Consider the following 11,593-nt stretch of genomic DNA (forward strand, 5'->3'; position numbering starts at 1 on the left):
AGGAATCTCCAACCCCGATCAGACGATCGAGGCCGGGGATGTCAACATATCTGGCGTTGACTTTTGGCACGCTGTTGAGTTCTCAAGGAACGGACGCTTCCTTCGGACCGCCTTCCAGCGGGCCCTCCGGGCGCTTCGTTCTTTCGTGTTTCCAGCTTATCAGATGTTTTCCGCTCCGTTTTCCGGAGTTTCATTTACCTGATCGGCTTTCGCCTTTCGGCGCTCCCGAACTCTATCAGAGTTTCTCGGGCCGTTTTCCGCGGTCCTTCTCGAATTCATATTCGAGGGCTTCCTGCGGGGCCGTCCCGTGGGGCAACCCGGAGAACATTACGCACCGGGCTGCCCCACGTCAAACCAGCCGTGGACCGGCCGCCGGGGTGCTTAGACCTCGACGACGACCGGCAGGATCATCGGCCGGCGGCGGTAGTTGTCCGCCACCCACTTGCCGATGGTCCGGCGGACCAGCTGCTGCACCTGACGGGGCTCCAGGACACCGTCGCTCGCCGAGCGGTCCAGGGCCTCCTGGAGCCTGGCGGCGACCGGCGTGAACGCGCTGTCCTCGATGCCGGAGCCGCGCGCCTGGATGGTCGGGCTGCCCACGATCTTGCCGTTGGTCGAGTCGACCGCGACGAAGACCGAGATGAAGCCCTCCTCGCCGAGGATCCTGCGGTCCTTGAGCGAGGCCTCGGTGATGTCGCCGACCGAGGCGCCGTCCACGTAGACGTACCCGGCCTGGACCTTGCCGACGATCCGGGCGACGCCCTTCTCCAGGTCGACGCAGACGCCGTCCTCGGCGATGACCACGCGGTTGCGCGGAATGCCGGTGGCGATGCCCAGCTCGGCGGCGGCCCGCAGGTGGCGCCACTCGCCGTGGACCGGCATCAGGTTGCGCGGCTTGCAGATGTTGAAGAAGTACAGCAGCTCGCCGGCCGAGGCGTGGCCGGAGACGTGCACCTTGGCGTTGCCCTTGTGCACGACCTTGGCGCCCCAGCGGGTGAGGCCGTTGATCACCCGGTAGACGGCGTTCTCGTTGCCCGGGATGAGCGAGGACGCCAGGACGACGGTGTCGCCCTCGACGATGCGGATCTGGTGGTCGCGGTTGGCCATCCGGGACAGCGCGGCCATCGGCTCGCCCTGCGAGCCGGTACAGATCAGCACGACCTCCTTGTCCGGCAGGTCGTCCAGCTGCTTGACGTCCACGACCATGTTGCCGGGGACCTTCAGGTAGCCGAGGTCGCGGGCGATGCCCATGTTGCGGACCATCGAGCGGCCGACGAAGGCGACCTTGCGCTTGTACTCGTGCGCGGCGTCCAACACCTGCTGGATGCGGTGCACGTGGCTGGCGAAGGAGGCGACGATGATGCGCTTGTCCGCGTTCGCGAAAACGTTTCGCAGCGCGGCCGAGATGTCGCGCTCGTGCGGGATGAAGCCGGGGACCTCGGCGTTGGTGGAGTCCACCAGCAGCAGGTCCATGCCCTCCTCGGCCAGCTTGGCGAAGGTCGGCAGGTCGGTGAGGCGGCCGTCGAGCGGCAGCTGGTCCATCTTGAAGTCACCGGTGGCGACGACCATGCCGGCGGGCGTGCGCACGGCGACCGCGAGCGCGTCCGGGATGGAGTGGTTGACCGCGATGAACTCGCAGTCGAAGGGGCCGATGCGCTCGCGCTCGCCCTCCTTGACCTCCAGCACGTACGGCCGGATGCGGTGCTCGACGAGCTTGGCCTCGATCAGGGCGAGGGTCAGCTTGGAGCCGATCAGCGGGATGTCCGGGTTCTCCCGCAGGAGGAACGGGACGGCGCCGATGTGGTCCTCGTGCCCGTGGGTGAGGACGATGCCGTCGATCTTGTCGAGGCGGTCCCGGATGTAGCTGAAGTCCGGGAGGATCAGGTCCACGCCGGGCTGCTCGTCCTCGGGGAAGAGGACGCCGCAGTCGACGATCAGAATGCGGTCCCCGAATTCGAGGACCGTCATGTTGCGGCCGATCTCGCCCAGGCCGCCGAGCGGAGTGATGCGGAGGGCGCCCTCCTTCAGGGCCGGGGGCGCGCCGAGTTCGGGATGCGGGTGGCTCAAAAGACTCTCCTCACGACGCACGCCACATGCCCGGGGTCCTCCCCCTGGAGACATATGGCGTGCGTACTCAGTGTCGTTTTCCTACCGGGTCTGTGCTCTCGCGCCTTCGATCCGGTCCAGCGGCGGGCCCGTGAGGGTCCGGCGAGCCGGGGCGCGCACGTCTTTGTCTGCTACAGGTGTACCCCGCCGGCGGCGAGATCCTTCGTCAATTGCGCGATCTCCTCGGGAGTCGCACCGACCAGGGGCAGCCGCAGCGGACCGGCCGGCAGTCCCTGGAGCTCCAGGGCGGCCTTGGCCAGGATGACTCCCTGCGTGCGGAACATACCGCTGAACACCGGGAGCAGGCTCTGGTGGATCGCCGTGGCCTTGGCCACATCGCCGGCCAGGTAGGCCTCGATCATCGCACGCAGTTCACCGGCCACGACGTGTCCGACGACGCTGACCACGCCGGCGGCGCCGACGGACAGCAGCGGCAGGTTCAGGATGTCGTCCCCGGAGTACCAGGCGAGGTCGGAGCGGGCGATGGCCCAGGCGGCGGCGCCGAGGTCGCCCTTGGCGTCCTTGTTGGCGACGATCCGCGGGTGCTCGCCGAGCCGGACCAGCGTCTCGTGGCTCAGCGCGACGCCGCTGCGGCCCGGGATGTCGTACAGCATGACCGGCAGCCCGGTGGCGTCGGCGATGTGCACGGTGTGCCGGTACAGGCCCTCCTGCGGGGGCTTGCTGTAGTACGGCGTGACGACCAGCAGGCCGTGGGCTCCGGCGGCCTCCGCCTGCCGGGCCAGTTCGGCGCTGTGGTGGGTGTCGTTGGTGCCGACGCCCGCCACCACGTGGGCGCGGTCCCCGACCGCCTCCACCACGGCGCGGACGAGCTGGGCCTTCTCGGCGTCGCTGGTGGTCGGGGACTCCCCGGTGGTGCCGTTGACGACGAGGCCGTCGTTGCCGGAGTCCACGAGGTGCGTGGCGAGGCGCTGGGCGCCGTCGAGGTCGAGTCCGCCGTCGGCGGTGAACGGGGTGACCATCGCGGTCAGGACCCGGCCGAACGGGGTCTGGGGGGTGGAGGTCGGAGCCATGCGTCCAAAGCTACTCGTAGGCGGTGGGACGGTACCCATGCCGGTCCAGGGTTCGGACAGGGCATGCGCGGTGAGCGGCGGAAACAGGCGGTGGGTGGGATCCCGGTGCTGCCCGCTCGGGGGTTCGGGCAGCACCGGAATCCGTGTTCACGAATGTAGGGAGCGGTCAGAAAAGCCGCAATCCAGACATGCACGACACTCGGTCCATATGCCTATCGTCCCAGGTCAGGGAGCGACCCGGCCGTGCTTCTCGAAGGCCGCATGGGTGAGCGGCATGAGCCGCGCCCACTCCTGCTCCATCTGTTCGGCGACCATCTCGATCTCGCGCTGCGGGAAGGACGGCACCGCCGAGTTCTCCCGCTTGGTCCGCAGCGACAGGAAGTGCATCAGCGAGCGGGAGTTGCAGGTCGCGTACATCGAGGAGAACAGGCCGACCGGCAGCACCGCGCGGGCCACCTCGCGGGCCACGCCGGCCGCCAGCATCTCCTGGTAGCGCGCGTAGGCCTCGCGGTACGCGGCCTCCATCGCCTCGGTGGTGGTCTTGTGCTGCTCGGGGGTTCCGTCGACGAACTCGTAGCGGCCCGGGCGGCCCTGCTGGACGAGCTTGCGCTCCTCCGCCGGGACGTAGAAGACCGGCTGCAGCTCGCGGTAGCGGCCGGACTCCTCGTTGTAGGACCAGCCGCTGCGGTGCCGGTGGAACTCGCGGAACACGAAGATCGGCGCGCTGATGAAGAAGGTCATCGAGTTGTGCTCGAAGGGGGTGCCGTGCCGGTCCCGCATCAGGAAGTTGATCAGGCCCTTGGACTTCTCGGGGTCCTGCTGGACCGCCTCCAGGGACTGCTCCCCCGCGGTCGAGACGCGGGCCGCCCAGATGACGTCCGAGTCGGCGGCCGCGCTGCGGACCAGTTCCACGGTCACGTCGCTGCGGAAGCTGGGGGCCGTCGGTTCGTCGCTCACGCGTTACTCCTTGCGGGTTCGGTGCTGTGCAGCTTGATGGCGTGCTGCATGGTCTTGCGGGCGCGCGGGGTGTCGCCGGCGTCGGCGTACGCCACCGCGAGGCGGAACCAGACCCGCCAGTCGCCCGGCGCGGCCTCCGCCTCGCCCTGGCGGCGGGCGAACACCGCGTCGGCCGAGGCCCGGTCGATCCGCCCGCCGGTGGTGCGCTTGAGCTCGTCCACCGGCAGGCCGCCCTCGGCCTCCAGCTCCCGGGCGAGCTGCTCGCTGGCCCGGCCGAAGCGGACGGTCTGGCGCAGGAACCAGACGCCGATCACCGGGATGACGAAGGCGCAGAGGCCGATGCCGATGCCCAGCGGCTTGCCGGTGGCGACCAGCTGGACGCCCTCCCCGACACAGAGCAGGGCGACCAGCAGCAGTACGCCGGACAGGACGAAGAAACCGGTACGGGACGTCATGACGGGCTCACAGATCCAGGAAGTGTTCGAGGCCCAGGGTGAGGCCCGGCGTCTCGACGACCTTGCGCACGCCCAGCAGGATGCCCGGCATGAAGCTGCTGTGGTGCAGCGAGTCGTGCCGGATGGTGAGCGTCTCGCCGGTGTCGCCGAACATCACCTGCTGGTGGGCGAGCAGCCCGCGCAGCCGGACGGCGTGCACCGGCACCCCGTCCACGTCGGCGCCGCGCGCGCCGGGCAGGCTGTGGGTGGTCGGGTCCTGCTGCGGCGGCCGGCCGGCCTCGGCGCGGGCGGCGGCGATCAGCTGCGCGGTGCGGGTGGCGGTGCCGCTGGGGGCGTCGGCCTTGCGGTCGTGGTGCAGCTCGACCACCTCGACCGACTCGAAGTACTTCGCCGCCGTCTGGGCGAACTTCATGCCGAGCACCGCGCCGATGGAGAAGTTCGGCGCGATCAGCAGGCCCAGCTCCGGGGCCTGGTCGAGCCAGCCGCGGACGGTGGCCAGCCGCTCGTCCGTCCAGCCGGTCGTGCCGGTGACCACGTGGATGCCGTGGTGCAGGCAGTAGTCGAGGTTGCCCATCACCGAGTCCGGGTGGGTGAGCTCGACGGCGACCTGGACACCGGCCGCGGTCAGCTCCTCCAACGCGGACCCGCGGCCGAGAGTGGCGACCAGGTCGAGGTCCGGCGCGGCCTCGACGGCCTTGACCGCCTCGGAGCCGATCCGGCCGTTGGCTCCGATCACGGCGACACGCAGCGTCATAGTGAAATGTCCTCTCACACCAGCAGATCGACGAGCTTGGCGGCCCGCTTGTCGTTGACCGGGCCGATCAGCGCCAGCGACGGCCGGTACGCGCCCAGCACATCACGGGCCACCGCCTGGACGTCGTCCAGGGTCACGGCCGCGATCCGCGCCAGCATGTCGTCCACCGACAGGTGGTGCCCGTAGCTCAGCTCGGCCTTGCCGATCCGGTTCATCAGCGAACCGGTGTCCTCCATGCCCAGCACGGTGGAGCCGGAGATCTGGCCGATCGCCCGCTGCAGCTCCTCCTCGGTGATGCCCTCGGCGACCACCTTGGCCAGCTCCTCGCGGCAGATCCGCAGCACCTCCTCGACCCGCTTGGGCTGGCAGCCGGCGTAGATGCCGAACAAGCCGCTGTCCGCGTAGGACGAGGAGTACGAGTACACCGAGTACGCCAGGCCGCGCTTCTCCCGGACCTCCTGGAACAGCCGGGAGCTCATCCCGCCGCCGAGGGCCGCGTTGAGCACGCCCATCGCCCAGCGGCGCTCGTCGTGCCGCGGCACCCCGGGCAGACCCAGCACCAGGTGGGCCTGTTCGGTGGAGCGGTTGAGCACCTCGACCCGGCCGGCCGTGCGCAGCGTCTTGACGCCGCGGCGGGCCTCGGCGGGGGCCGCGGTGGACTGGGCCAGCACCGGCGCGAAGGCCTGCTCGACCTGCTTGACCACCTTGCGGTGGTCGAGGTTGCCGGCGGCGGAGACGACCAGGTTCTCGGGCCGGTAGCGGCGGCGGTAGAAGCCGGCGATCTGGTCCCGGGTGAGCGCCTTGATGGTCTCCTGGGTGCCGAGGATCGGGCGGCCGAGCGGGCCGCTGCCGAAGATCACCTTGGCGAACAGGTCGTGCACCACGTCGCCCGGGTCGTCCTCGGCCATCGCCATCTCCTCGAGGATGACGCCGCGCTCGGAGTCGACGTCCTCGGAGCGGATCAGCGAGCCGGTGACCATGTCGCAGACCACGTCGATGGCCAGCGGCAGGTCGGTGTCCAGGACCCGGGCGTAGTAGCAGGTGTTCTCCTTCGCGGTGAAGGCGTTCATCTCGCCGCCGACCGCGTCCAGGGCGGCCGAGATGTCCAGCGCGCTGCGCCGCTCGGTGCCCTTGAAGAGCAGGTGCTCCAGGTAGTGGGTGGCGCCGTTCAGCTGCGGGGTCTCGTCCCGCGAGCCGACGCCGACCCAGATGCCGAAGGTCGCGGAGCGCACCGTCGGCAGGGTTTCGGTGACGACCCGAAGGCCGCCGGGGAGGACGGTGCGGCGCACCGTGCCGGCGCCGTCGGCGCCCTTGAGCAGGGTCCGGGTGGTGCCGGGGCGCTGCTTCGCCGCCGGGGCCTGAGCCACGGGGGGTACCTCCAGAGGAAACGCGCGTGGGAACGCACGGACGAACGCGGGGCAACAGGGTGCGGCCCGCACGCCGGGAGGCGTACGGGCCGCAAGGGGTCAGCTAGCGGCGCTTCACTCGGAAGCGGCCTCGCCGCCTTCCTCGCCCTCGACGACCGGGATCAGGGAGAGCTTGCCGCGCGGGTCGATCTCGGCGATCTCGACCTGGACCTTGGCGCCGACACCGAGGACGTCCTCGACGTTCTCGACGCGCTTGCCGCCGGCCAGCTTGCGGATCTGCGAGATGTGCAGCAGGCCGTCCTTGCCCGGCATGAGCGAGACGAACGCGCCGAACGTCGTGGTCTTGACCACGGTGCCCAGGTAGCGCTCGCCGACCTCCGGCATGGTCGGGTTGGCGATCTGGTTGATCGTGGTGCGGGCGGCCTCGGCGGCCGGTCCGTCGGCGGCACCGATGTAGATGGTGCCGTCGTCCTCGATCGTGATCTCGGCGCCGGTGTCCTCCTGGATCTGGTTGATCATCTTGCCCTTGGGGCCGATGACCTCACCGATCTTGTCCACCGGGATCTTGATGGTGATGATGCGCGGCGCGTTCGGGGACATCTCGTCCGGAGAGTCGATGGCCTCGTTCATCACGTCGAGGATGTGCATGCGGGCGTCGCGGGCCTGCTTCAGCGCGGCGCCGAGCACCGACGCCGGGATGCCGTTGAGCTTGGTGTCCAGCTGCAGCGCGGTGATGAAGTTGCGGGTACCGGCGACCTTGAAGTCCATGTCGCCGTACGCGTCCTCGGCACCGAGGATGTCGGTCAGCGCGACGTAGTGGGTCTCACCGTCGACCTCCTGGGAGATCAGGCCCATGGCGATACCGGCGACGGCGGCCTTCAGCGGCACACCGGCGTTCAGCAGCGACATGGTGGAGGCGCAGACCGAGCCCATCGAGGTGGAGCCGTTGGAGCCGAGCGCCTCGGAGACCTGGCGGATAGCGTACGGGAACTCCTCGCGGGAGGGCAGCACGGGGATGATCGCCCGCTCCGCCAGCGCGCCGTGGCCGATCTCGCGGCGCTTGGGCGCACCCACGCGGCCGGTCTCGCCGACCGAGTACGGCGGGAAGTTGTAGTTGTGCATGTAGCGGCGACGCGTCTCCGGGGAGAGCGTGTCCAGCTGCTGCTCCATGCGCAGCATGTTCAGGGTGGTGACGCCCAGGATCTGGGTCTCGCCACGCTCGAACAGGGCCGAGCCGTGAACGCGCGGGATGGCCTCGACCTCGGCGGCCAGGGTGCGGATGTCGGTGACACCGCGGCCGTCGATGCGGACCTTGTCCTTGATGACGCGCTCGCGGACGATCTTCTTGGTCAGCGCGTTGTAGGCGGCGCTGATCTCCTTCTCGCGGCCCTCGAACTCGGGGAGCAGCTTCTCGGCGGCCAGCGCCTTGACGCGGTCCAGCTCGTTGTTGCGCTCCTGCTTGCCCGGGATGGTGAGGGCCTGCGCGAGCTCGTCCTTGACGGCGGCGGTCAGCGCGGCGAGCACGTCGTCCTGGTAGTCCAGGAAGACCGGGAACTCGCCGGTCGGCTTGGCGGCCTGGGCGGCGAGCTGGGCCTGGGCGGCGCACAGCACCTTGATGAACGGCTTGGCGGCGTCCAGACCGGCGGCGACGACGTCCTCGGTCGGGGCCTCGGCGCCGTCGGCGACCAGCTTGATGGTCTTGTCGGTGGCCTCGGCCTCGACCATCATGATCGCAACGTCGCCGTCCGGCAGGACGCGACCGGCGACGACCATGTCGAAGACGGCCGACTCCAGCTCGCTGTGGGTCGGGAAGGCCACCCACTGGCCCTTGATCAGCGCGACGCGGACGCCGCCGATCGGGCCGGAGAACGGCAGGCCGGCCAGCTGGGTGGACGCGGAGGCGGCGTTGATGGCCACCACGTCGTACAGGTGGTCGGGGTTGAGCGCCATCACGGTGCAGACGACCTGAACCTCGTTGCGCAGGCCCTTGACGAAGGACGGGCGCAGCGGGCGGTCGATCAGGCGGCAGGTGAGGATCGCGTCCTCGGAGGGCCGGCCCTCACGACGGAAGAACGAGCCGGGGATCCGGCCCGCGGCGTACATCCGCTCCTCGACGTCCACGGTCAGCGGGAAGAAGTCGAAGTGCTCCTTCGGCTGCTTGGACGCGCTGGTGGCCGACAGCACCATGGTGTCGTCGTCCAGGTAGGCCACGGCGGAGCCGGCGGCCTGACGGGCCAGACGGCCGGTCTCGAAGCGGATGGTACGGGTGCCGAAGGAACCGTTGTCGATCACGGCCTCGGCGTAGAACACGTTCTCTTCCACCTGGAAGATCTCCTCTTTCGTACGTCTCCGGGAGAGCGTCCCCGCGCTGCCTGCCGGCTGGCCCTGGGTCCTCCCGTCAGGGAGGTGGCAGTCGGGCCGGTCTTCGATCGAAGCCTCCGGGGTGCTCCGCTCGGTCTGCGGGGCTTCCGGGGGCCACTACCGAGGACCGGCGCCTCACGGCTGCCGGGCCGGGGCGGGCGGTCCGCGTCTGGACGCTCTCTCGGATGCGGGCGGCTTCCGTTTGAAGCCTTCGGCCCGCGGGGGGTTCGGGTCCTTCTGCCCGGGTGGCGCGCTGGTGCGCCATCACCCGGCATGCCCACAACCCTACGGTGCAATCCTCGGCCACCAGGGGAGGTGCGCGCGAGTTGTTATGTCCGGGCGCCGCGGTCCGGCACGGCCGCGGCATACGCGCGAGGGGCGGCTCCCCGGTGTGGGGAGCCGCCCCGAGCGGCGTGCTTAGCGGGCGCCGCCGGCGGCACCGCGGCGGATGCCGAGACGGTCGACGAGCGTACGGAAGCGCTCGATGTCCTTCTTGGCCAGGTACTGCAGCAGGCGGCGACGCTGGCCGACCAGGATCAGCAGGCCACGACGCGAGTGGTGGTCGTGCTTGTGGGTCTTGAGGTGCTCGGTCAGGTCCGAGATACGACGGGAGAGCATGGCCACCTGGACCTCGGGGGAGCCGGTGTCGCCCTCCTTGGTGCCGAATTCGGCGATGATCTGCTTCTTGACGTCAGAGGCGAGAGCCACTGCAACTCCTTCAAGGTCTACCGAGCGGTCCTGGTCGACAACACAGGACTCATCGAGAACTCGGTGTCGTGACGGAGCACGGCCGGCGGTCTGCGACCCACCGGGGGCGGACACACGGCTGCGCTCGAAGGCCAAGGGTACCAGTGCCGCCCACCCGGGCCGGTCCGGTCCGGGTGGGCGGGCAGCCGGGCGGTCGGGGCGGTCGGCTCGGGGCGGTCAGCTGGTGGCGCCGCGGACCAGCCGGTAGATGTCCAGGACGGCGAGCGCCAGCGGGACGAGGGAGATCAGGGTGAGGCTGTCGACCAGGTCCAGGATGCGCCCCCAGAACGGGGAGACGCCGAGCCGCGGCACCACCAGGGCGATCGCGGCGAGCAGTGCGGCGCCGAACGCGATGGAGGCGGCCAGCCAGATGGTGCGCAGGTCGACCTCGGTGGAGCTGGCGGCGCGCAGGATGAACTGCGGCGTGTGCAGGGACAGGCCGACGATCAGCAGGGACAGGCCGAGCAGTCCGGCGATGGTGAGGCTGAAGACCTGCGCGGTGTAGCGGAACAGCCGGGCGCGCAGCATCGTGGCCAGGCCCAGGGCGAGCTCGAGCAGCTCGGGGAACGTCTTGTCGGTGAAGCCGAGGACGGCGCAGGAGCCGACCACGACCGCGGAGCAACCGCCGACCAGGCCGACCAGGACCTCGTGGCCGCGGCGGGCCTGGTGGGCGATCCGCTCGTACTGGACGGCCTCGGCGCGCTCGGCCTGCTCGTCGTAGTCGCGGCTGCGGGTGCGGGTCTGGCCGGGGGCGCTGAAGCCGACGGGCAGCCGGGCGAAGCGGGCGGAGAGGCTGGGCAGGAAGCCGACGGCCGCGACGGCGGTGACGCCGGTGACGGCGGCGATGTGCCCGGCCGGGGTGTCCGGCAGCAGGACGGCGGCGAAGGTGGCGAGCGCGCCGGCGGCCGCGACCAGGGCGGCGGCGACGAACACCGCGTCCTTCTCCGGCAGCAGGCCGACGAGCAGCACGGCGACCACGAGGACGGTGACGCAGCCGGCCAGGAACTGGAGCCGGCCGGGGCCGTCCCACGGGTGGGCGACGGGGAGCAGGCCGCTGCCGCCGATCATGGCGTGCGGCAGGGCGCCGAGGCCGAGCGCGAGGGCGGCGTGGGCGTCCTGGTAGACCCGGGCGCGGACGGCGGCCAGCGCGGTGAGGACGACGGCGGTGACGCCGGCCAGGACCCCGGGCAGGCCGTGCATGTCGTGGCGCAGGTCGGCGAACCAGAGCGCGAAGCCGAGCAGGGTGAGCAGCACTCCGGCGCCGATCAGGCCGAAGGCCCGCATGAGTTCGGCGCTCCAGAACCGGCGGTCGGTCTCGACGGCGCTGGCGATCGCGTCGGCGACGTCGTCGTAGACGGCTGGCGGGAGGGACTCGGCGAAGGGGCGCAGCGCGAGCAGGTCTCCGTCGCGGACCTGCTGGGCGGCGAGCGGCAGGCCGCTGTCGAGGACGGTGCCGTCGCGGCGGACCAGGTGGAAGCCGGTGGGTGCGCCGTCGGGCTGGGTCTGGTTGGCCAGGCGCAGCACCTCGGGGTAGACGTCCGCGAGCGGGACGTCCTCGGGCAGGGCGACGTCGATCCGGCGGTCCGGGGCGACGACGGTGACCCGGCAGTAGCCGGTCGCAGCGGGACTGCTCATCGCCGCACCTCGATCCTTCGACGCACTGGGCGCTCCCCCTTGTTGACGGTGCCGCTGGTCGGCGGTGCCGCGGCACGGCGGCGGTCGGTACGGCTGCTGCGCGGTGGCCGGCGGTCCGTGGAACCGGCCCGGGCGGGCCACCAGTTGGCGCGGCGTTACCCTACCCGGTCGGTTCGTGCC

Annotated in this window: 10 protein-coding genes; 1 reads left to right on the forward strand and 9 read right to left on the reverse strand. The window is 70.7% G+C overall.

Annotated features, from left to right (window positions below; genetic code table 11):
• A partial coding sequence (locus ACIOJE_RS33020) for a hypothetical protein (protein WP_400781282.1) occupies positions 1-202 on the forward strand: 202 nt, incomplete at its 5' end.
• A gap of 179 nt (positions 203-381) precedes the next feature.
• Here ACIOJE_RS33020 and ACIOJE_RS33025 read toward each other — a convergent pair.
• The 9 genes from ACIOJE_RS33025 to eccD all read right to left on the reverse strand — a co-directional run bounded on the left by ACIOJE_RS33025 (position 382) and on the right by eccD (position 11,413).
• Positions 382-2,067, reverse strand: a complete 1,686-nt coding sequence (locus tag ACIOJE_RS33025; RefSeq protein ID WP_280685366.1) for a ribonuclease J — start codon at positions 2,065-2,067, stop codon at positions 382-384.
• A 170-nt stretch (positions 2,068-2,237) separates the two neighbouring features.
• Entirely contained in the window at positions 2,238-3,137 is a 900-nt protein-coding gene (gene dapA / locus ACIOJE_RS33030; protein ID WP_280685367.1) for a 4-hydroxy-tetrahydrodipicolinate synthase, read from the reverse strand.
• A 225-nt stretch (positions 3,138-3,362) separates the two neighbouring features.
• Complete coding sequence (gene thyX / locus ACIOJE_RS33035; RefSeq protein WP_280685368.1) at positions 3,363-4,094, reverse strand: FAD-dependent thymidylate synthase; 732 nt, start codon at positions 4,092-4,094, stop codon at positions 3,363-3,365.
• The gene (locus ACIOJE_RS33040; RefSeq protein ID WP_280685369.1) at positions 4,091-4,549 is read right to left on the reverse strand and encodes a tetratricopeptide repeat protein; all 459 of its coding nucleotides are present in this window, start codon (positions 4,547-4,549) and stop codon (positions 4,091-4,093) included. The genes thyX and ACIOJE_RS33040 overlap by 4 nt, the downstream gene beginning before the upstream one ends.
• A gap of 7 nt (positions 4,550-4,556) precedes the next feature.
• On the reverse strand, positions 4,557-5,303 hold the full coding sequence (gene dapB, locus ACIOJE_RS33045; protein ID WP_280685370.1) for a 4-hydroxy-tetrahydrodipicolinate reductase: 747 nt from the start codon (positions 5,301-5,303) through the stop codon (positions 4,557-4,559).
• A 14-nt stretch (positions 5,304-5,317) separates the two neighbouring features.
• A complete protein-coding gene (locus ACIOJE_RS33050; RefSeq protein WP_280685371.1) occupies positions 5,318-6,670 on the reverse strand; it encodes a pitrilysin family protein in 1,353 nt (450 codons plus the stop codon).
• Positions 6,671-6,784: 114 nt separating this feature from the next.
• Positions 6,785-8,992 (reverse strand): polyribonucleotide nucleotidyltransferase, encoded by a 2,208-nt coding sequence (locus tag ACIOJE_RS33055; protein WP_400781289.1) that lies wholly within the window; start codon positions 8,990-8,992, stop codon positions 6,785-6,787.
• A gap of 456 nt (positions 8,993-9,448) precedes the next feature.
• Positions 9,449-9,739 (reverse strand): 30S ribosomal protein S15, encoded by a 291-nt coding sequence (rpsO, locus tag ACIOJE_RS33060; RefSeq protein WP_280685373.1) that lies wholly within the window; start codon positions 9,737-9,739, stop codon positions 9,449-9,451.
• Positions 9,740-9,955: 216 nt separating this feature from the next.
• Positions 9,956-11,413, reverse strand: coding sequence for a type VII secretion integral membrane protein EccD (gene eccD / locus ACIOJE_RS33065; RefSeq protein ID WP_400781292.1), 1,458 nt, complete (start codon positions 11,411-11,413; stop codon positions 9,956-9,958).
• Between the last annotated feature and the right edge of the window lie 180 nt (positions 11,414-11,593).

Origin of the sequence: Kitasatospora sp. NPDC087861, assembly GCF_044742585.1 — a bacterium.
Taxonomy (GTDB): Bacteria; Actinomycetota; Actinomycetes; order Streptomycetales; family Streptomycetaceae; genus Kitasatospora.